The 19269-nt window shown below is 71.1% G+C and carries 19 protein-coding genes and 1 tRNA gene; 5 read left to right on the plus strand and 15 right to left on the minus strand.

Annotated elements, in window-relative coordinates; genetic code table 11:
* Positions 1 to 4 precede the first annotated feature (4 nt).
* The 9 genes from M1D56_RS11735 to M1D56_RS11775 form a co-directional block, all read right to left on the minus strand.
* The gene (locus M1D56_RS11735) at positions 5 to 1585 is read right to left on the minus strand and encodes an alpha/beta hydrolase (protein WP_456283661.1); all 1581 of its coding nucleotides are present in this window, start codon (positions 1583 to 1585) and stop codon (positions 5 to 7) included.
* On the minus strand, positions 1582 to 2739 hold the full coding sequence (locus M1D56_RS11740) for a DNA polymerase III subunit delta' (RefSeq protein ID WP_456283662.1): 1158 nt from the start codon (positions 2737 to 2739) through the stop codon (positions 1582 to 1584). Before M1D56_RS11740 ends, M1D56_RS11735 begins: the two co-directional genes overlap by 4 nt.
* Positions 2740 to 2794: 55 nt before the next feature.
* Positions 2795 to 3415: a dTMP kinase gene (tmk, locus tag M1D56_RS11745; protein ID WP_456283663.1), complete on the minus strand. Its 621-nt coding sequence runs from the start codon at positions 3413 to 3415 to the stop codon at positions 2795 to 2797.
* Between the two features lie 2 nt (positions 3416 to 3417).
* Complete coding sequence (gene topA / locus M1D56_RS11750; RefSeq protein WP_456285237.1) at positions 3418 to 6084, minus strand: type I DNA topoisomerase; 2667 nt, start codon at positions 6082 to 6084, stop codon at positions 3418 to 3420.
* A gap of 147 nt (positions 6085 to 6231) precedes the next feature.
* Positions 6232 to 6552, minus strand: coding sequence for an Rv3654c family TadE-like protein (locus M1D56_RS11755; protein ID WP_324014215.1), 321 nt, complete (start codon positions 6550 to 6552; stop codon positions 6232 to 6234).
* Entirely contained in the window at positions 6552 to 6914 is a 363-nt protein-coding gene (locus M1D56_RS11760) for a TadE family type IV pilus minor pilin (RefSeq protein ID WP_271173889.1), read from the minus strand. Before M1D56_RS11760 ends, M1D56_RS11755 begins: the two co-directional genes overlap by 1 nt.
* Positions 6914 to 7102 carry a DUF4244 domain-containing protein gene (locus tag M1D56_RS11765; protein ID WP_271173890.1) on the minus strand — a complete coding sequence of 63 codons (189 nt, stop codon included), beginning with the start codon at positions 7100 to 7102 and terminating at the stop codon, positions 6914 to 6916. Before M1D56_RS11765 ends, M1D56_RS11760 begins: the two co-directional genes overlap by 1 nt.
* 42 nt (positions 7103 to 7144) lie before the next feature.
* Positions 7145 to 8089 carry a type II secretion system F family protein gene (locus M1D56_RS11770; protein ID WP_309299974.1) on the minus strand — a complete coding sequence of 315 codons (945 nt, stop codon included), beginning with the start codon at positions 8087 to 8089 and terminating at the stop codon, positions 7145 to 7147.
* Positions 8080 to 9105, minus strand: coding sequence for a TadA family conjugal transfer-associated ATPase (locus M1D56_RS11775; RefSeq protein WP_456283664.1), 1026 nt, complete (start codon positions 9103 to 9105; stop codon positions 8080 to 8082). The genes M1D56_RS11770 and M1D56_RS11775 overlap by 10 nt, the downstream gene beginning before the upstream one ends.
* A gap of 228 nt (positions 9106 to 9333) precedes the next feature.
* Here M1D56_RS11775 and acs point away from each other — a divergent pair, with 228 nt between their 5' ends.
* Complete coding sequence (gene acs, locus M1D56_RS11780) at positions 9334 to 11301, plus strand: acetate--CoA ligase (RefSeq protein WP_456283665.1); 1968 nt, start codon at positions 9334 to 9336, stop codon at positions 11299 to 11301.
* Between the two features lie 51 nt (positions 11302 to 11352).
* Here the strand turns inward: acs and M1D56_RS11785 are convergent, their stop codons facing one another.
* Together M1D56_RS11785 and M1D56_RS11790 are read right to left on the minus strand one after the other, a co-directional pair.
* Positions 11353 to 11820: a RidA family protein gene (locus M1D56_RS11785; RefSeq protein WP_456283666.1), complete on the minus strand. Its 468-nt coding sequence runs from the start codon at positions 11818 to 11820 to the stop codon at positions 11353 to 11355.
* Positions 11817 to 12041: a hypothetical protein gene (locus M1D56_RS11790; protein ID WP_271173923.1), complete on the minus strand. Its 225-nt coding sequence runs from the start codon at positions 12039 to 12041 to the stop codon at positions 11817 to 11819. The genes M1D56_RS11785 and M1D56_RS11790 overlap by 4 nt, the downstream gene beginning before the upstream one ends.
* 99 nt (positions 12042 to 12140) lie before the next feature.
* Here M1D56_RS11790 and M1D56_RS11795 point away from each other — a divergent pair, with 99 nt between their 5' ends.
* Both M1D56_RS11795 and M1D56_RS11800 read left to right on the plus strand, forming a co-directional pair.
* Complete coding sequence (locus tag M1D56_RS11795) at positions 12141 to 14750, plus strand: transglycosylase domain-containing protein (RefSeq protein WP_456283667.1); 2610 nt, start codon at positions 12141 to 12143, stop codon at positions 14748 to 14750.
* Positions 14750 to 15667, plus strand: a complete 918-nt coding sequence (locus M1D56_RS11800) for a metallophosphoesterase (protein WP_456283668.1) — start codon at positions 14750 to 14752, stop codon at positions 15665 to 15667. The genes M1D56_RS11795 and M1D56_RS11800 overlap by 1 nt, the downstream gene beginning before the upstream one ends.
* On the opposite strand, the gene M1D56_RS11805 is transcribed toward M1D56_RS11800, so the two are convergent.
* Positions 15668 to 16051: a Pr6Pr family membrane protein gene (locus M1D56_RS11805; RefSeq protein ID WP_456283669.1), complete on the minus strand. Its 384-nt coding sequence runs from the start codon at positions 16049 to 16051 to the stop codon at positions 15668 to 15670. It lies immediately after the preceding gene.
* 199 nt (positions 16052 to 16250) lie between these two features.
* On the opposite strand from M1D56_RS11805, the gene M1D56_RS11810 reads away from it, so the two are divergent.
* A tRNA-Pro gene (locus M1D56_RS11810) sits at positions 16251 to 16327 on the plus strand.
* 68 nt (positions 16328 to 16395) lie between these two features.
* Here the strand turns inward: M1D56_RS11810 and M1D56_RS11815 are convergent.
* Positions 16396 to 16548, minus strand: coding sequence for a hypothetical protein (locus tag M1D56_RS11815; RefSeq protein WP_271173927.1), 153 nt, complete (start codon positions 16546 to 16548; stop codon positions 16396 to 16398).
* Between the two features lie 156 nt (positions 16549 to 16704).
* Between M1D56_RS11815 and M1D56_RS11820 the strand changes: the two genes are divergently transcribed.
* Positions 16705 to 17472: an HAD-IIB family hydrolase gene (locus M1D56_RS11820; protein WP_271173928.1), complete on the plus strand. Its 768-nt coding sequence runs from the start codon at positions 16705 to 16707 to the stop codon at positions 17470 to 17472.
* Positions 17473 to 17534: 62 nt separating this feature from the next.
* Here M1D56_RS11820 and galE read toward each other — a convergent pair whose 3' ends face one another.
* Together galE and M1D56_RS11830 are read right to left on the minus strand one after the other, a co-directional pair.
* Positions 17535 to 18554 carry a UDP-glucose 4-epimerase GalE gene (gene galE / locus M1D56_RS11825; protein ID WP_271173929.1) on the minus strand — a complete coding sequence of 340 codons (1020 nt, stop codon included), beginning with the start codon at positions 18552 to 18554 and terminating at the stop codon, positions 17535 to 17537.
* Between the two features lie 42 nt (positions 18555 to 18596).
* The gene (locus tag M1D56_RS11830; RefSeq protein ID WP_271173930.1) at positions 18597 to 19259 is read right to left on the minus strand and encodes a thymidine kinase; all 663 of its coding nucleotides are present in this window, start codon (positions 19257 to 19259) and stop codon (positions 18597 to 18599) included.
* Positions 19260 to 19269: the final 10 nt, after the last annotated feature.

Raw genomic sequence — 19269 nt, forward strand, 5'->3', positions numbered from 1 at the left:
CGGGTCAGGAGCAGACGAGCCCGTCCTCGGGCACGGTGCCGTCGACGAGGAACGCCTCCACGGCGTCGTTGATGCAGTCGCTCGCGCCGTTGTACGCCGTGTGCCCCTCCCCCTCGTACGTGAGCAGCACCCCTGATTCGAGCTGGGCTGCGAGCGCCTCGGCCCACTCGTACGGGGTCGCCGGATCGCCCGTCGTTCCGACGACGAGGATGGGCGCGGCTCCGGAGGCGGAGATCTCGCCGCGCTCGCCCGTCGGCGGGTAGGGCCAGTACTCGCAGGCGGATGCGCCGGACCAGTACGGCGCGATCGTCGGCGCCTCCTCCGCGATCCGCCGCTCGGTCTCCTCGACCGCCTCTTCGGGGTCTTTCGGGTAGTCCATGCAGTTGTAGGCGTTGAAGGCCTCGGTCGAGTTGTCCTGGTACTCGCCGTTCTCGCGGCCGTTGTAGAAGTCCGCGAGGAAGAAGGCGGTCGACGGGTCGCCCTCGAGGGCCCCCGCGAGCGCCTCCGTGAGGTACATCCAGTTCGCCTCGTTGTAGAGCGCCGCGATGATGGCCGTCATGAGCGCATCGGCGCCGAGCTCGCGCCCGTCGTCGTAGGGCAGAGGGCGCGCGTCGACGCTCGCGAGCAGTGCGGAGAGGTCGTTCATCGCGTCGTCGACCGACCCTGCGAAGGGGCAGGCCGCGCCCGTGTCACCCGCCACGCACGCCTCCATGTAGGTGCGCAGGGCGTTCTCGAAGCCGACCGCCTGGGTCACCCCGACGTCCTCCCCCGAGGTGGAGGGATCGATCGCCCCGTCGAGCACGAGGCGGCCGACGCGATCCGGGAAGTTCTCGGCGTAGGTCGCTCCGAGGAACGTGCCGTACGAGAACCCGAGGTAGTCGAGCTCGGCCTCGCCGAGGACGGCGCGCAGCAGATCGAGGTCGCGCGACGACTGCTCCGTCGTGATGAACTCGAGCAGCCCGTCGCTGTTCTCCGCGCACGCGTTCGCGAACGCCTCGGCGCGCTCCTCGAGCTCCGCCTCCCACTCGGCGGAGCCGCGCTCACCCTGCGGGATGTCGTAGAGGTAGGCGTCCATCTCATCCGCGTCGAAGCAGCGGACAGCGGTCGACGCGCCCACGCCGCGCGGATCCCATCCGACGACGTCGTAGCTCTCCTGCAACGCGTCCCCGATCGACCACGCGATGTTCTCGCGGATGAAGGAGACACCACTGCCGCCCGGACCGCCCGGGTTGGTCAGCAGCGATCCCTGTGCCCGCCCGGAGAGCGCGGTCTGGCGGATCACGGCGAGCTCGATCTCGCCCGCCTCGGGGTGCTCCCAGTCGAGCGGCGCGGTGACCGTCGAGCACTGGAAGTCGCCGCCGCACGGCGTCCACTCGAGCTGCTGGTCGTAGAACGGCAGCAGCTCGTCGGGAACGCCGTCGAGCACCGGCTCGGCCCCGAGGACGGTTCCCGACTGCCCCTCCCCCTCGACCGGGATCTGCGCGGTGAGGCAGCCCGACAGCGCAAGGGCGGCCGCGGAGAGACCCGCGACGACGGCCGTCGGACGGCCGAACCGCCTCCGGAGGGGATGACGGGCGATGGTCATGTCTTCCTTCCGCTGACGATGGTGACGAGCAGGCTCTCGAGCGCGAGCGTGGGCTGCACGTTCTTCTCGAGCGCGTCGCGCGTCTCGGCGATGTGGTCGAGCACGACCAGCGTGCGCTCGGGCTTCCACGCGCCCGCCAGCGCTCGGAGGTCGTCGAGGAGCTCGAGGTTGATGAGGCCCTCCTCCCGCCCGAGCTGCAGGAGCACGACGTCGCGGTACAGGGACTGCAGATCGGTGAGCACGCGATCGATCCCGTCGCGCAGGCTGCGCGTGGCGCGCTTGCGCTGCTCGTCCTCGAGCGCCGTGATCTGCGCGCGCACGGCCGGCGGGATCCGGGCGCCCTCCACGATGCCCACCGTCCGCAGGAGGGCGGCGCGCTCTGCCTCGTCGCGCTCGGCGGTGAGGGCCTTGGCGTCGTCCGTGGCGGCCTGCACGATCTCGCCGGCGACCTCGACGACGTCGCCGATGCCCCGCACCCGCATGACGGCGCGCAGCGTGTCGTCGCGGCGCCGGCGCGACGCGGCGTCGGTCGCGAGCCGCTGCGCCATGCCGATGTGGCGCTGCGCGTGACGAGCCGCCTGCTCGGCGGTCGCCTCGTCGACGCCCGTTCGGGCCTGGATGAGCGCGGCGACGTCGGCGACCTCCGGCTCGCGCAGGCGCAGGAGCCGCACGCGCGAGCGGATGGTCGGCAGCAGATCCGCATCGCTCGGCGCGCAGAGCACCCACACGGTCTCGGGCGGCGGCTCCTCGAGAGCCTTCAGGAGCACGTTCGAGGTGCGCTCGGTCATCCGATCGGCGTCCTCGACGACGATCACGCGGTACCGCCCGGTCGAGGGCGAGAAGTACGACCGCTCCACGAGGGCGCGCGCCTGGGCGATCGTGATGATGACGCCCTCGGTGCGCAGCGCGGTGAGGTCGGGGTGCGTTCCCGCGAGCACCTGCTTCATCGTCGCGGTGTCATCAGGCGCCGACGCGATGAGCGCGGCGGCGAACGCCCGCGCGAGGGTCGATCGCCCGGAGCCGGGCGGACCGGTGATGAGCCACGCGTGCGCGAGCGAGCCCGCGCCGGACGCGGCGGCCTGGAGGATCTCGACGGCCTCGTCCTGCCCCCACACATCCCCCCACGGAAGAGCGGGTGCCGTGACGGAGGTCATACCGTCAGCCTAACCAGCCCCGCCGACAATGCCCTCCGCGCTCCCGCGTGCGGGGTCAGAGCAGGGGCGCGATGCGCGCGCGGATGGCCTCGGCGAGCGTCTCCGGCGAGAGGGCCGCGTCGACGACGAGGAACCGGTCGGGCTCGGCGGCCGCGAGCGCGAGGAAGGCCTCGCGCACGCGACGGTGGAAGTCCTCCTTCTCGGCCTCGAGCCGGTCGAACGGCCTGTCGTCGGCGTCGAGCCGTGCGCGCGCCGCGGCCGGGTCGAGATCGAGCAGCACGGTCACGTCGGGCAGCGCCCCCTCCGCGGCCCACAGCGACAGATCGCGCACCTCGTCCGCGTCGAGCACGCGACCGGCACCCTGATAGGCGACCGACGAGTCGAGGTAGCGGTCCTGGATGACGACCTCGCCGCGCTCGAGGGCGGGGCGGACGACCGCGCGCACATGGTGGGCGCGGTCGGCCGCGTAGAGGAGAGCCTCCGCGCGCGGCGCGATGTCGCCGCGGTGGTGCAGGACGATGTCGCGGATGAGCTGGCCCACATCGCTGCCGCCCGGCTCGCGGGTGCGCACGACCGTGCGGCCCTCGGCGGCGAGCCAGTCCTCGAGCAGACGCGCCTGCGTCGTCTTGCCGACGCCGTCGCCGCCCTCGAATGTGATCCAGACCCCGCGCGCCACCGTCACTTCTTCTTCGCGGCCGGCTTGCGCGTCGTGGTCGTCTTGCGCGTCGTCGTGCGCTTCTTGACGGGCCCCTTGGCGCGCTTGTCGGCGAGCAGCTGCTTGGCGCGCTCGAAGTCGATCTCGTCGACCGTCTCGCCGCGCGGGATCGTCGCGTTCGTCTCGCCGTCGGTCACGTACGGCCCGAAGCGGCCGTCGCGCACGCGGATCGGCTTGCCGCTCACGGGGTCGTTGTCGAACTCCTTGAGCGCGCTCGACGCCCGGCGCGCGCCGTACTTCGGCTGCTTGTAGAGCTCGAGCGCCTGCTCGAGCGTGATGTCGAAGATCTGGCTCTCGCTCTCGAGCGAGCGCGAGTCGGAGCCCTTCTTCAGGTAGGGGCCGAAGCGGCCGTTCTGCGCGGTGATCTGCTCGCCGCTCTCCGGGTCCTCGCCGACGACGCGCGGGAGCGACAGCAGGCGCAGCGCGGTGTCGAGGTCGACCGTCTCGGGCGTCATGCTCTTGAAGAGCGACGCCGTGCGCGGCTTCGGCGCAGCGGCCTTCTTGGCGCCGCGCTTCTTCGGCTCCTCGGCCACCTCGCCCGTCGCCTCGTCGACCTCATCGGCCGACGGCGGCTCCTGCTCCTGCACATACGGACCGTACCGGCCGTCCTTCACGACGACGATCTTGCCGTTCTCCGGGTTCTCGCCGAGCACCCGGTCGCTCACGACCGGAGCATCGATGAGCTCCTGCGCCTTCTCGGGCGTCAGCTCGTCGGGCGCGAGATCCTCCGGCACGTTCACGATGCGCGGCTTCTCGTCGGGCTTCGCGGGGTCGACGACCTCGAGGTACGGGCCGTACTTGCCGACCCGCAGCGTCGCCGTCTCGGTGATCGGCATGGAGTTGATGGCACGCGCGTCGATCTCGCCGAGGTTGTCGACGATGTTGCGGAGGCCGGGATGCCCCTCCCCGCCGAAGTAGAACGACTTCAGCCAGTCGACGCGGCGCTGCTCGCCGCGCGCGATGGCGTCGAGGTCGTCCTCGAGCTCGGCCGTGAAGTCGTAGTCGACGAGCTCCGAGAAGTGGTCTTCGAGCAGGCGGATCACGCTGAACGCGATCCAGGTCGGGACGAGCGCCTGACCGCGCTTGACGACGTACCCGCGGTCGAGGATGACGCCGATGATGCTCGCGAACGTCGAGGGCCGCCCGATGCCGCGCTCCTCGAGCGCCTTGACGAGGCTCGCCTCGGTGTAGCGCGGCTTCGGGGTCGTCTCGTGCCCCTTCGCGGTCGCGTCGGAGAGCGCGAGCTCGTCCCCCTCCGCGACGCGCGGGAGCGACTGCTCCTTCGCCTCGTCGGCGTCGCCGCGCTTCTCGTCGCGCCCTTCCTCGTACGCCTCGAGGAAGCCCTTGAACGTGTAGACGGTGCCCGATGCCGTGAACTCGACCTTCCGGCCATCCGCCTCGGTCTCGAGCGTGACCGTCGTCGTCTCGAACTTCGCGTCGGACATCTGGCTCGCGATGGTGCGCTTCCAGATGAGGTCGTACATCCGCTGCTCGTCGCGCCCGAGCTGCCCCGCGACCTCCTTGGGGGTGCGGAAGCGGTCGCCCGACGGGCGGATCGCCTCGTGCGCCTCCTGCGCGTTCTTGCTCTTCGACGCGTACGACCGCGGCTTGAGCGGCACGGCGCTCTCGCCGTACAGCGCGACCGCCTGCTCGCGCGCGGCGCTGATCGCCTGCGCGCTGAGGTTGGTCGAGTCGGTGCGCATATAGGTGATGTATCCGCGCTCGTACAGGCTCTGCGCGACCGACATCGTGACCTTCGCGGTCATGCCGAGCTTGCGGCCGGCCTCCTGCTGGAGGGTCGACGTCGTGAACGGCGCGGAGGGGCGCCGCGTGCCGGGCTTCGCTTCGACCTTTGTGACGCGCGCCGTTCCCGTCTCGTCGATCGCGGTCGAGAGCTGCCGTGCGCCCGCCTCGTCGAGCACGACGACCGCGCGCTTGAGCTGGCCCTTGTCGTCGAAGTCGCGGCCGACCGCGAGGGGCGCGCCGTCGACGCGCACGAGACGCACCGAGAAGCTCTCGGCGGCGCGCGCCGCGGTGGCATCGATGCCCCAGTACGAGGCCGACACGAACGCCATCCGCTCGCGCTCGCGGTCCACGACCATCCGCGTGGCCGCGGACTGCACGCGTCCTGCGCTGAGCGCGGCGCCGGAGCTGCCGCTGCCGATCTTGCGCCACAGGACCGGGGAGACGTCCCAGCCGTAGAGGCGGTCGAGGATGCGCCGGGTCTCCTGGGCGTCGACGAGGGCGAGATCGAGCTCGCGCGTCTTCTCGACGGCGGCCTGGATGGCGTCCTTGGTGATCTCGTGGAACACCATGCGCTTGACCGGGATCTTCGGCTTGAGCGTCTCGAGGAGGTGCCACGCGATGGCCTCGCCCTCGCGGTCCTCATCGGTGGCGAGCAGGAGCTCGGAGGCGTCCTTGAGCGCGCGCTTGAGCTCGGAGACGGTCTTCGTCTTCCGATCGCTGACGACGTAGTACGGCTCGAAGCCGTGCTCGATGTCGATCGAGTACTTGCCGTAGGCCTCGCGGTCCTTCTCGGGGATGTCGCGCTTGTCGGCGAGGTCGCGGATGTGGCCGACCGAGCTGAGCACCTCGTAGCCGTCGCCGAGATAGCTCTGGATCGAGCGCATCTTCGTCGGGGACTCGACGATGACGAGCGTCTTGCCGGCAGCGGTCTTGCCTGATGCCGTCTTGCCTGATGCCAAGGGGCGTCCTTTCCTCGAAGCACACCATACACATCGCGCGCCGACCGGACGCTCACAGGGGAGCGCCTCGGCTCATGAGGGAGGCGGGCCCGCTCGGGCAGCGGCCGCCACCGGGAATCCGCCGTATCGGGACTGGACGGAGACGGTTGCGATGAGACCCTCCACGGTACAGGACGCCAGGGATGCCCGGCCCGCACCTGCCACCTGGCCCGCGAGCCCGCAGGGGTCGCCGACGACCGCGCCGCTCGCCGCATCGGCCGCGGCGAGCGCGGCCGCGTCGGCCACGCTCGCGATGCGCTGGCTCTCGGCCGCCGCCCCTCCCGCGGCGGCGAGCCCGACGACGAGCGCGCATGCTGCCGCGACCACGCCCGCCCCGATCGCGGTGCCCGACATCACCATCCTCCGGCGAGTGCGCAGCTCGACGCGGACAGCGGGACGGCGAGCGCTCCGATGCGGGCCTCGGCCTCGGCCGTCGCGCACACGAGGTCGCCGTGGTGCGCGATCGAGAGCGCGCCGCCGACCGCCGCGACGATGCCGGCGGCGCGCCCCTCCTCCTCTCCCCTCGCGATGAGCCGCGCCGCGTCCGCCGCGGCGTCCTGGAGCTGCACCTGGCGCGAGGCCGCACCGAGCCCGGCGATGCCGAGCGCGGCGACGAGCACGACGGCGGGCAGCGCGACGGCGAGCTCGGCCGTGACCGAGCCGCGCTCGCTCGCGCGGCACGGCCATCCGCGTCGCCGCCGCACCGCCCGTCGCATCACGGCACCGTGAGCGCGCGGCGCACGAGATCGGTGAGGATCTGCTGCACCTCGCCCGACCGCATGATCATCACGAGCAGGCCGGCGAACGCGACGGCCGCCATGGTGACGATCGCGTACTCCGCCGTCGACGCTCCGGTCTCGTCGTCGAGCAGCTCGACGAGTCGGAGGGTGGGCTTCTCTGACATGTGCTCCTTCTTTCTCTCTGGATGGATTCCCGGGGTCGATGCTCAGCCGCCGAGTGCGGGCAGAGGGGTCGCGCGGATGACGCTGAGCATCATCGGCGCGACACCGAGGCACAGGAACGCCGGCAGGGTGCACACGCCGAGCGGCAGCAGCAGACGCGAACCGAGGCGCGCCGCGCGCATCCGGCCCTGCGTGCGCGCGTCGTGCCGGTCGTGCGCGGCGGCGGCGCGGAGCAGCTCGACCGCTGGCACCCCTGCCGAACGCGACAGAGCGAGCACGGGCTCGATGCGATCGACAGCACGGGGGCCGCCCGCGGCCTCGTCGACGAGCCGCGTCGCGCGGTCGATCGACACGCCGCCCGCGAGTCCGATGGCCATCAGCTCGGCGGTCATGCCCGGTGTCCCGGCCGGAGGCTGAGCCGCGCGGACGAGCCGACCGGTCCAGATGCGAGCCAGGAGGAGGAGAGCGAGCCCGCTCCCCAGGCAGACGAGGCCGATCGCGTCGCCCACGAGAACGGAGAGCGTGTCGAAGCCGAGCGCCCCGCCGATGAGCAGGCCGAACAGCGGCAGCCAGGCCATGAGACGCGCGGTGCCGGCGGGCTCCGCGAGCGCGACCCGCACGTCGTCACCGCTCTCCTGCGCATCGCGGAGTGCGGCCGCCATCGCGCGGAGACTCTCGGCGAGGGGCGCGCCCACCGCGATCGACACATGCCACGCGGCTGCGACGTCGCGCCAGGCGGCGGCGAGGCGGATGGCCGCCGGATCGCGCGGGCGCTCGACGGCCGCCGCCTCCGCCTCGATCGCCTCGACGAGGGGCATGCCGGCGGCCGAGCGCGCGACGATCCGCTCGGCGGCCGCGTCGCCCGACTCGCTGAGGTGGCGCCATGCCGTCGTCGGCGATGCACCCGCCTGCAGCAGCACGGCCAGACGCAGGACGGTCTCCGCGACCGGACCGGTCGGCTCGTCGCGGCGCCTTCTCCTCAGCGCCACGGCTCGACCTCCTCGATCGCCAGCCGACCCCGTCCATCCGCGAATCGCCCGACGCGGGCCAGCCGACGCTGCCCGGCGCGGTCGCGCTCGAGGTGCAGCACGAAGCCGATCGCGCTCGTGACCTGGCGCGCGACGGCGTGGTCGTCCATGCCCGCAAGCGCGCCGAGGGCCTCGAGACGCGCCGGCACGTCGTCGAGACCCGATGCATGCAGGGTGCCCGCGCCGCCGTCGTGACCCGTGTTGAGCGCCGTGAGGAGCTCGCGGACCTCCTCGCCCCGGCACTCCCCCACGACGATCCGGTCGGGGCGCATCCGCAGCGATTCCCTCACGAGCCGGGCGAGGCCGATCGCGCCGGCGCCCTCGAGGTTCGGCTGCCGCGCCTCGAGCGACACGTGATGCGGATGCGCGATGCGCAGCTCGGCGACGTCCTCGATCGTCACGATCCGCTCGTTGGGCGGAGTGTGCGAGAGCATGGCCGCGAGCAGCGTCGTCTTGCCGGTGCCCGCGGCTCCCGTCACGAGCACGTTCTCGCGCCGACGGACGATCTCGACCAGCCAGGCGCGGACGTCGTCGGCGAAGGCGCCGCCGCGGCACAGGTCGCCGAGATCGGCGCGGGTCAGTCGGGGCACGCGGATCGACAGCGACGTTCCGCTCGAGCTCACCGGCGGCAGGACCGCGTGGATGCGCATGCCGCCCGGCAGGCGCACGTCGACGCACGGCGTCGCGTCGTCGATGTGGCGCCCGCCCCGCGCGATGAGCTCGGTCGCCAGGTCGCGCACCTCGCGCTCCGATGCCCGCCAGCTCGGGTCGTGTCGCGGCCCCTCCCCGCGGTCGACGAAGAGCCCCGCGATCCCGTTGACGAAGAGGTCGGTCACGGCGTCGTCGGCGAGGTACGGCGCGAGCGGCCCCAGGTCCGCCCGCGCCGCCAGGTCGTCCCGCCGCGCAGCCTGCGCGTCGTCATCTCCGGGCGCGCGGCGGGGGTTTCCACGCGGCTGGACGATGAAGGGGACGGCCATGCCTCGACGCTAGGGAGCCCGCGCCCTCGAGAACGGGCGCTCGCGCCATCCGTGGAGAACCATGACGAGACACGCCGCCTGGGCACACGGCGTCGGGCGGCCTGAGGGCACCCCCGACTTTCGGAGGTACCCGACCCGTCCGGCGGCGGCGTAGGTTCGGATGGTCGGCTTCGTCAGCCGGCGCCGCGGCGTCGCGGCTTCAGGACCTGCACGCGAAGGAGCGATCGAATGTCCAGCCAGATCGACCACCTGCTCACCGAGACGCGCCGATTCGCGCCGTCGCCCGAGTTCGCCGCGAACGCCGTCGCGAAGGCCGACCTGTACGGGCGCGCCGCCGCGGACCGCGAGGGGTTCTGGGCCGAGCAGTCCCGCGAGCTGCTGCACTGGGAGAAGCCGTTCACCCAGGTGCTCGACTGGTCGACGCCGCCGTTCGCGAAGTGGTTCGCCGACGGCGAGCTGAACGTCGCGTACAACTGCCTCGACCGCCACGTCGAGGCGGGCAACGGCGACCGCGTGGCCCTGCTGTGGGAGGGCGAGCCGGGCGACTCCCGCACGGTCACCTACGCCGAGCTCACCGACGAGGTCAAGCGCCTCGCGAACGTGCTCACCGACCTCGGTGTCGGAGCGGGCGACCGCGTCGCGATCTACCTGCCGATGATCCCCGAGGCCATCGCCTCGATGCTCGCGGTGGCGCGGATCGGCGCCATCCACTCGGTCGTCTTCGGCGGGTTCAGCGCCGACAGCCTGCGCTCGCGCATCGACGACGCCGGCGCGAAGCTCGTCATCACGGCCGACGGCGGCTACCGCAAGGGCAAGGTGTCGCCGCTCAAGCCGGCCGTCGATCAGGCGCTCTCCGACCGCGGCGACGGCGCGCAGCTCACGGTCGAGCACGTTCTCGTCGTCAAGCGCGGCGAGAACGAGGTCGAGTGGACCGAGGGCCGCGACCTGTGGTGGCACGACGTCGTCCCGCAGGCGTCGGCCGAGCACACCGCGCAGGCCTTCCCGTCGGAGAACCCGCTGTACATCCTGTACACGTCGGGCACGACGGGGAAGCCGAAGGGCATCCTGCACACGTCGGGCGGCTACCTCACGCAGGCCGCGTTCACGCACCGGAACGTGTTCGACCTCCACCCCGAGTCCGACGTGTACTGGTGCACGGCCGATATCGGATGGGTCACCGGGCACACGTACGTCGCGTACGGACCGCTCGCGAACGGCGCGACGCAGGTGCTGTACGAGGGCACGCCCGAGTTCCCCGCGCCCGGCCGGTGGTGGGACATCGTCGAGAAGTACGGCGTGACCATCCTCTACACCGCACCCACGGCCATCCGGGGATTCATGAAGCAGGGCAGGGTCATCCCGCAGCAGCGCGACCTGTCGAGCCTGCGCGTCCTCGGCTCGGTCGGCGAGCCGATCAACCCCGAGGCGTGGGTCTGGTACCGCGACGTCATCGGCGGCGGGAAGACCCCGATCGTCGACACGTGGTGGCAGACCGAGACGGGCGCGATCATGGTGTCCGCCCTCCCGGGCGTGACGGAGGCGAAGCCCGGCTCGGCTCAGGTGCCGCTCCCTGGCATCTCGATCGACGTCGTCGACGAGAAGGCCCAGCACGTCGGCAACGGCAACGGAGGCCTGCTCGTCATCACGGAGCCGTGGCCGAGCATGCTCCGCGGCATCTGGGGCGACCCCGAGCGCTACAAGGAGACCTACTGGGACAAGTTCGCCGAGCAGGGCTACTACTTCGCGGGGGATGGCGCGCGCCTCGACGAGGACGGCGACATCTGGCTGCTCGGCCGCGTCGACGACGTCATGAACGTCTCGGGGCACCGCCTCTCCACCGCGGAGATCGAGTCGGCCCTCGTCGCCCACGAGGCGACCGCGGAGGCCGCGGTCGTGGGCGCCTCGGACGAGACGACGGGGCAGGCGGTCGTCGCGTTCGTGATCCTGAAGGAGAGCTACCTCAAGGAGCACGGGCCGGATGGTCTCGCGCAGCAGCTGCGCGCATGGGTCGGCGAGCAGATCGGCCCGATCGCGCGCCCGCGCGACGTGTACATCGTCGGCGAGCTGCCGAAGACCCGCTCGGGCAAGATCATGCGCCGCCTGCTGCGCGACGTGGCCGAGGGACGCGAGGTCGGCGACACGACGACACTGGCCGACACCGCCGTGATGAGCGTGATCTCCGCCCAGGTGCGGTAGGACGACGACAGAGGCCGGGCCCCGCGGGGCCCGGCCTCTGTCGTCGTCCGGTCAGGCGAAGAGGAACGCCACCTCGACCTCGACGGGAGCGTCGAGCGGCAGCACCGAGACGCCGACCGCGGAGCGCGAGTGCCGTCCGGCCTCGCCGAAGATCTCGCCCAGCACCTCGCTCGCGCCGTTGATGACGCCGGGCTGGCCGGTGAAGGCCGGCGCCGATGCGACGAAGCCGGTCACCTTGAGCACGCCCGTGATGCGGTCGAGTCCGCCGACCGCATCCGCCGCGGCGGCGAGTGCGTTCAGGGCGCAGATGCGGGCGAGTGCCTTCGCGTCGTCGGCTGCGACGAGGCCCTCGCCATCGCCGACCTTGCCCGTGTGCGGGAGCGAGCCCGACACCATCGGCAGTTGACCCGACGTCTGAACGACGTCGCCGTGCACCTTCGCGGGGATGTACGCCGCCACGGGTGCGACGACGTCCGGGAGATCGATGCCGAGCTCTGCGAGCCGCGCGCTGACCGTCACTGGGCGCCGCCCTCGAACTGCTTCGCCGCCTCGGCCGCGGCGCCGAGGCCCGCGTTCGACGGCCCCGCCTCGGTCAGCGGCCGCTTCAGGTAGGCGACGAGGCCGCCCTCGGGGCCCTGCACGACCTGCACGAGCTCCCAGCCCTGCTTGCCCCAGTTGTTGAGGATGGCCGCCGTGTTGTGGATGAGCAGCGGCGTGGTGAGGTACTCCCACGTGGTCATGGAACTCCTGTCGTTCGAGCGTGTGCGGCGCTGGGAATGCGGTCCGAGGACCATGGCCGAAGGCGGGGATGTTCAGGGAACTCCCCTACGATCAAGCCTATGCCCGGAGCGAAAAGGACTGCGAGCGGTGTTCTCGGCGGTGTGCTCGGCCTCGTCGGCCTGAGCGCGATCGCCGGAGTGCTCGTCACCGCCACCGTCACCCCCGCGATCGCCGTCGCCGGCTCTGCCGCGTCGAGCGCGATCACGATGTTCGACAAGCTGCCCGCGTATCTCGAGGTGGATACGCCGATGCTGCCGACCACGATCTACGCGAAGGGTCTCGACGGCAAGGACTTCGTCCTGACGTCGTTCTACGACCAGAATCGCGTCCCCGTCTCTTACGACGAGGTCACGCAGACGATGTACGACGCGCTCCTCTCCAGTGAGGACCCGCGCTACTACGACCACGGCGGCATCGACCTCATCGGCACGACGCGCGCCCTGCTCAACAACTTCCAGGGCGGCGACACCCAGGGCGGCTCCTCGATCAGCCAGCAGTACGTCAAGAACGTGCTCATCCAGAAGTGCGAGCAGGAGGCGCCCTTCGGCTCGCAGGAGCAGCTCGACTGCTACAACGACGCGATCGAGGCAGAAGGCGTCGAGGGCTACGAGCGCAAGCTCCAGGAGATGCGCTACGCGATCTCGATCGAGCAGGAGTACTCGAAGGACGACATCCTCATCGGGTACCTCAACATCGCGAACTTCGGCGGTCAGACGTACGGCATCGAGGCCGCCGCGCAGTACTACTTCCACACGACGGCCGCGAAGCTCACGCTGAGCCAGGCCGCAACGCTCGCCGGCATGGTGCAGAACCCGAACCGGTACCGGTTCGACCTGCCGGATGGCTCCTACACCGATTCCGAGGGCGTCGCGCGCAACACCGCGGAGGATGGCTACGCGGCGACGAAGCAGCGACGCGACTACGTCCTCGGCCGCATGCTCGAAGACGGCAAGATCACCCAGGAGCAGCACGACGCTGCCGTCGAGGAGCCCATCGAGCCGCAGATCACCCCGCGTGAGACGGGCTGCGGCGCCGCAGGCGGCTCCGCGTACTTCTGCAAGTACGTGCAGCAGACGATCCTCACCGACCCCGCGTTCGGCGAGACCGACGAGGAGCGCTGGGAGACGCTGCGACGCGGCGGGCTCAAGGTCTACACGACCCTCGACTTCAACATCCAGATGCCCGCCGAGGCGGCGATGAAGGCCACTGCTGCGTCGCACATCGACGGGATCGAGTTCGGCGCCGCGGCTGTGACGGTCGAGCCGAGCACGGGCAGGATCCTGGCGATGGCCCAGAATACGAACTTCTCCGAGGACGAGAAGGTCGTCTCGACGCAGCCGGGGTACTCCTCGCTCGTCTACGCGGCAGACAGCGCGCACGGCTCCGCCAACGGATTCCCGGTCGGATCGACGTACAAGCTCTTCACGCTCATCGACTGGCTCGAGAAGGGCCGCTCGATCAACGAGGTGCTGAACGGCAACAACCGCGTCTTCCAGTACAAGTGCGACGGCGTCCAGCAGTACAACGACAAGAAGATCGGCAACTTCGCCAACGGCAACGGTTACACCGGGACGGTCACTCGCTTCACGAGGGATTCGCTCAACTCGGGCTTCCTCGCGATGGCCGAGCAGCTCGACGTCTGCGAGATCAACCGCGTCGCCGAGCGCTTCGGAGTGACGCTCGGCAACGGCGGCTCGGTGACTGAGGAGAACTACCTCTACGACGTCCTCGGCTGGAAGGCGATCGCCCCCATCGACATGGCATCGGCCTACGCGACGATCGCCAACAACGGCGTGCGCTGCGAGCCGCACGCGATCGATCGGATCACCGACATCGACGACAAGGAAGTGCCGGTCCCCGAGACAGGCTGCGAGCCGGTCATCGAGCCCAACATCGCCGCGACGGCGGCCGAGGCGCTCAAGTCGGTGATGAACGGCGGAACGGGTGCGGCAGCGAACCCCGGCGACGGCACCGAGCTCATCGGCAAGACCGGAACGCACGAGAACGTCTCGACGATGATGATCGAGTCGTCCACGGCCGCCACGACGGCCGTCTGGGTCGGCAACACCCGGGGGCTCACGGATCTCCGCACCATCTGGAGCAACGGGATCAACGGCAACAACGTCCGCTATGAGCTCGCCCGCCCCATCCAGGCCGCGGCCAACGCGCACTACCCCGGCGGCGCGTTCCCGACGCCGGATCCGAACCTGACACGTCGCGTGCTCGTCGACCTCCCGGACGTCACGGGCAAGTCGATCGACGAGGCCACGAGCATCCTCCGCGGTGCCGGCTTCGGTGTCACGGTCGGCGAGACCGTCCCGGGCGACCAGCCCGAGGGCACGATCCAGCGTCAGGACCCGGGCGCGGGTCAGGCCGCGGGCGGCACCAACGTCACGATCTTCCCGAGCGATGGCAAGGCGTCGTCTGTTCCCGATGTGTCGGGCATGTCGGTGCAGGCCGCATTCGCGGCGATCACCGGCGCGGGCTTCGACAACGTCGAGCGCGGCAGCTGCTCCGAGAACTCCGACGCCGGCAGCGGCAAGGTGACCGGGACCGACCCCGAAGCAGGAACGGTCGCCGACCCGAACACCGTGATCCGCGTGAACTACGAGGCCAAGAGCTGCGGCGGCGGAGGCGACGACAAGAAGAACGACAAGGACGACGACTAGTGGCGTCGCGTCCTGGTGTCGCGGCCCTCGGCGCCCTCGCGGGCGCGGGGGCCGCGGCCGCCGTCTGGGGCATCGGGATCGAGCGGCACCTCTTCACCGTGCGCCACCACACCGTGCGCGTGCTCGAGCCGGGGGCGACTCCCCTGCGGGTCCTGCACGTCTCGGACGCCCACATGGCGCCGTGGCAGCGGGGCAAGCAGGAGTGGATGGCGAAGCTCGCATCGCTGCGCCCCGATCTCGTCGTCAACACCGGCGACAATCTCGGGCACCGCGAAGGCCTGGCCGGCATCCGCCGGGCGTTCGAGCCGTTCGCCGGCGTCCCCGGTGTCTTCGTGCACGGGTCCAACGACCTGTACGAGCCGTCTCCGCGCAACCCCCTGCGCTACGTCCTCGGGCCATCCGAGCGGGCCACGACCGCGCCGAAGCTCGACACCGCGGCCCTCGACGCGTTCTTCGCCGACGAGCTCGGCTGGACGAACCTCAACAACGCGGCCGCCACTCTGGACGTGCGCGGCACGGCCGTGAAGCTGTTCGGCGTGAGCGACGCGCATCACGACCTCGATGACCTCGATGCGCTCCCCGCGCACGTCGCGGCGCTGCCATCCGCTCCGGTCTCGATCGGCGTGACCCACGCCCCGTACCGGCGCGTCCTCGATGCTTTCACGGAGCTCGGCGCCGACATCCTCATCGCGGGTCACACGCACGGCGGCCAGGTTCGCGTGCCGTTCTACGGCGCCCTCGTCTCCAACTGCGACCTTCCGCCGAAGCAGGCGCGGGGGCTGTCGAGCTGGACGCACGACGGCCGGACCGTGCCGCTCAACGTGAGCGCGGGCCTCGGGCACTCGATCTACTCCCCCGTGCGCTTCGCGTGCCCGCCGGAGGTCTCGCTGCTCACGCTCGCGCCGCGCGCCCGCTGATCAGCCCGCGCGGCGCGCGCCTGAGTCGGTTCCGCGAGGGATCCGGCTCATCCCCCACACGAGCGCGCCCGCGGCTGTCAGCGCGACCAGCAGCCCGACGACGTGCGCCACGAGGGAGCCCGCGCCGCGCTCCGGCAGCAGGAACCCGTAGGGAACCCATCCGTCGACCGCACCGCGCACGAGGACGACGGCGAGCCAGAGTACGGGGTACGGGAAGACGACCCACAGCTCGCGCCACGAGAGCCTCGGACGATCCGGCGCGACGAGCCAATCGACGAGGGCGAGAGCCGGGAAGACGATGCGGAGGGGGCAGGTGCGCGGTTCCCGCGTTTCGCGGCGAATCGGGCCGGCTTGGACGCAGAACGCGGCAGGTGCCGTCGGCATCTGCCGCGGATCGGGGCGAACGGGCCAGCAGTCGCCGCGAATCGCGACGACCAGCGTCGACACCCGCCCGGCCCGAGGCACAGGACCGCCGCCATCCGCGCCCCGCTCCTCCTCGGGGCGGCGCCGAAGCCGCGGCACTCCCGGGGACACGCCGGATTCGGCTCACCGCGTCGGATCGGGTAGAGTAGACGGGTTGCCACGGGGTGTGGCGCAGCTTGGTAGCGCGCGTCGTTCGGGACGACGAGGCCGCAGGTTCAAATCCTGTCACCCCGACCACACGAGAAGGGCCGGTTCCATCGGAACCGGCCCTTCTGCTGTCCCGGCCATCGGCCTCGGGTGGCGCGTCAGGCGCGCCGACCGCCCGGGCGCCGCGGCACCGCCGTGCGCCGGCGCGTGCGGCCGACGACGAAGGCGCTGATCAGCACGAGCAGACCCCCGGCGGCCGACGCGGCGAGCGCGACGATCGACGCGATGTGGGCCATCTCATCGGCACTCATGCCTCTCCCCTTCCGTCCGCGGATCCCTCCCCTGCTCATGAGACGCGCGAGCCGCCGTTTCATTACGCGGGTCGACGGGGACCATCCCTCCCCGCGTTCTCAGGGCGTGTCGCGTAGGCTTGTCCGGTTCGTGCCCCATCCGACATCCGGAGAGACATGCCTGCCACGCCCCGCCTCGTCGCCTTCGACCTCGACGACACCCTCGCTCCCTCGAAGTCGCCCATCGAGCCGCGGATCGGCGAGCTGCTCATCGCGCTCGCGGAGCGCGTCGAGGTCGCGATCATCTCGGGCGGGCAGATCCAGCAGTTCCGCATGCAGGTCGTCGACCGCCTCCCCGAGGCTCCCGAGGCGCTCTCGCACATCCACCTCCTGCCGACGTGCGGCACCCAGTACTTCCGTCACACGGGCGACGACTTCTCGGCGGTGTACGCGCGCGAGCTCACCGACGACGAGAAGCGCCGCGCCCTCGCCGCGGTCGAGGAGGAGGCCAAGCGCCTCGGCTTCTGGGAGACGCAGACCTGGGGCCCGATCCTCGAGGACCGCGGCTCGCAGATCACGTTCTCGGCCCTCGGCCAGGAGGCGCCCGTCGACGCGAAGAAGGCGTGGGACCCGACGAGCGAGAAGAAGTCCGCGCTGCGCGACGCCGTCGCCGCGCGCGTGCCCGACCTCGAGGTGCGCTCGGGCGGCTCGACCTCGGTCGACATCACCCGCAAGGGCATCGACAAGGCCTACGGCATGCGCCAGCTCGCCGAGGAGACCGGCATCGACCTCGACGACATGCTCTTCTACGGCGACCGGCTCGACGCCGACGGCAACGACTACCCCGTCCTCGCGATGGGCGTCGCGTGCGTCTCGGTGACGGGCTGGGAGGACACCGTCGAGAAGCTCGAGGAGCTCATCCCGGCACTCCCCGTGCGCGTCTGAGCGCCCGCCATACGACGAAACGGCCTCCGGATCATCCGGAGGCCGTTTCGTCGTCTGGCGCGTCAGCTGGCGTAGCCGCGCGGGTTCTTCTGCTGCCAGTTCCAGACGCTCGACGTCATGTCGTCGATGCCGAAGCGCGCCTTCCATCCGAGCTCCGACTCGGCCTTCGCCGGGTCGCAGTATGTCGCGGCCATGTCGCCCGGGCGTCGCGGCGCGATCACCTTGGGCAGCTCGCGGCCGACGGCCTTCTCGAACGATGCGATGAGCTCGAGCACGCTCACGGGGCGACCCGTGCCGAGGTTGTAGCTCGCGAGCCCGGGCTGCGCCTTCTCGAGCGCCGCGACGTGCCCCTCGGCGAGGTCGACGACGTGGATGTAGTCGCGCAGGCCCGTGCCGTCCGGGGTGTCGTAGTCGTCGCCGAAGACGTTGATCTCGGGCAGCGAGCCGACGGCCACGCGTGCGACGAACGGCATGAGGTTGTTGGGGATCCCCTGCGGGTCCTCGCCGATGAGACCGGACTCGTGCGCGCCGACCGGGTTGAAGTAGCGCAGCAGCGTGACGTTGAGCTCGGGGTTCACCTTCTGCACGTCGGCGAGGATGACCTCGTTGATGAGCTTGCTCTTCGAGTACGGGTTCGAGAGCTCGACCAGGTCGCGCGTGCCCGTCTCGCGGAACGGCAGGTCGGCCGGGTTCGAGTAGACGGTCCCCGTGGAGGAGAAGACGAACGAGCGGATGCCGTTGGCGAGCCCCACGCGGAGCAGCGCGAACGTCGAGTCGAGGTTGTTCGCGTAGTACTCGAGCGGCTTCTGGGTCGATTCGCCGACCGCCTTGTGCGCGGCGAAGTGGATGATCGCCTCGAACGGCCCGTGCTCGGCGAACGCCGCCCCCACGACCTCGTCGTCGGCCGCGTCGCCCACGACGAGCGCCACGGGCGTCCCCGTGATCTGCTCGATGCGCGAGGCGACGACGTCGCTCGTGTTGTCGAGGTTGTCGAGCAGCACGACCTCGTGGCCGGCTTCGACGAGCGCCACCGCAGTGTGCGCACCGATGTATCCGGCTCCGCCGGCAAGGAGTACTCGCATGCCCTCAGGCTACGGCTCCGGCCATGTTGACGTCAACATGCATCACGCGGGCGTGAGCACGCCGCCGGACTCCTCGAGGTAGCAGACGCCGCACAGCGACTCGTAGGTCACGAAGTGCTCGTCGCGCACGGCGGCGCCCTCGGCGTCGATGGCCACCTGGTCGCCGTCGAACACGAACCGCCCTGCGACCTTGCGGCCGTTGAAGAGCGCCTTCCGGCCGCAGCGGCAGATCGTCTTCAGCTCCTCGAGGGCGTGGGCGATCTCGAGGAGACGCCGCGAGCCCGGGAACGCCTGGGTGCGGAAGTCGGTGCGGATGCCGTACGCCATCACCGGGATGTCCTCGAGCACGGCGATGCGGAACACCTGGTCGACCTGCGCGGGCGTGAGGAACTGCGCCTCGTCGATGAGCAGGCACGCGACGTCGCGCGGACGGTCTCCTGCGAACAGGGCGCGGCTCGCCTCGCGACGGACGTGCTCACGGTGACGCGCGAAGAGCTCGCCGGCATCGTCATCCGCATCGATGAGGAAGTCGACCGTGCGGGTGACGCCGAGGCGCGACTCGATCTGGTCGGCGCCCTTCGTGTCGATCGCGGGCTTGGCGAGGAGGACGGCCTGCCCGCGCTCCTCGTAGTTGTACGCGGCCTGCAGGAGGGCGGTGGACTTGCCCGAGTTCATCGCCCCGTAGCGGAAGTAGAGTTTGGCCACCGGACGAGTG

The organism is Microbacterium sp. JZ101, from assembly GCF_053903175.1.

Excerpts from the sequence above, each read along its gene's own strand:
- M1D56_RS11735 (WP_456283661.1), bottom strand. The coding sequence starts at position 1,585 with ATGACCATCGCCCGTCATCCCCTCCGGAGGCGGTTCGGCCGTCCGACG.
- M1D56_RS11740 (WP_456283662.1), bottom strand. The coding sequence starts at position 2,739 with ATGACCTCCGTCACGGCACCCGCTCTTCCGTGGGGGGATGTGTGGGGG.
- topA (WP_456285237.1), bottom strand. The coding sequence starts at position 6,084 with ATGCGCTCGATCCAGAGCTATCTCGGCGACGGCTACGAGGTGCTCAGC.
- M1D56_RS11755 (WP_324014215.1), bottom strand. The coding sequence starts at position 6,552 with ATGTCGGGCACCGCGATCGGGGCGGGCGTGGTCGCGGCAGCATGCGCG.
- M1D56_RS11760 (WP_271173889.1), bottom strand. The coding sequence starts at position 6,914 with ATGCGACGGGCGGTGCGGCGGCGACGCGGATGGCCGTGCCGCGCGAGC.
- M1D56_RS11765 (WP_271173890.1), bottom strand. The coding sequence starts at position 7,102 with ATGTCAGAGAAGCCCACCCTCCGACTCGTCGAGCTGCTCGACGACGAG.
- M1D56_RS11775 (WP_456283664.1), bottom strand. The coding sequence starts at position 9,105 with ATGGCCGTCCCCTTCATCGTCCAGCCGCGTGGAAACCCCCGCCGCGCG.
- acs (WP_456283665.1), top strand. The coding sequence starts at position 9,334 with ATGTCCAGCCAGATCGACCACCTGCTCACCGAGACGCGCCGATTCGCG.
- M1D56_RS11790 (WP_271173923.1), bottom strand. The coding sequence starts at position 12,041 with ATGACCACGTGGGAGTACCTCACCACGCCGCTGCTCATCCACAACACG.
- M1D56_RS11795 (WP_456283667.1), top strand. The coding sequence starts at position 12,141 with ATGCCCGGAGCGAAAAGGACTGCGAGCGGTGTTCTCGGCGGTGTGCTC.
- M1D56_RS11805 (WP_456283669.1), bottom strand. The coding sequence starts at position 16,051 with ATGCCGACGGCACCTGCCGCGTTCTGCGTCCAAGCCGGCCCGATTCGC.
- M1D56_RS11815 (WP_271173927.1), bottom strand. The coding sequence starts at position 16,548 with ATGAGTGCCGATGAGATGGCCCACATCGCGTCGATCGTCGCGCTCGCC.
- M1D56_RS11820 (WP_271173928.1), top strand. The coding sequence starts at position 16,705 with ATGCCTGCCACGCCCCGCCTCGTCGCCTTCGACCTCGACGACACCCTC.
- galE (WP_271173929.1), bottom strand. The coding sequence starts at position 18,554 with ATGCGAGTACTCCTTGCCGGCGGAGCCGGATACATCGGTGCGCACACT.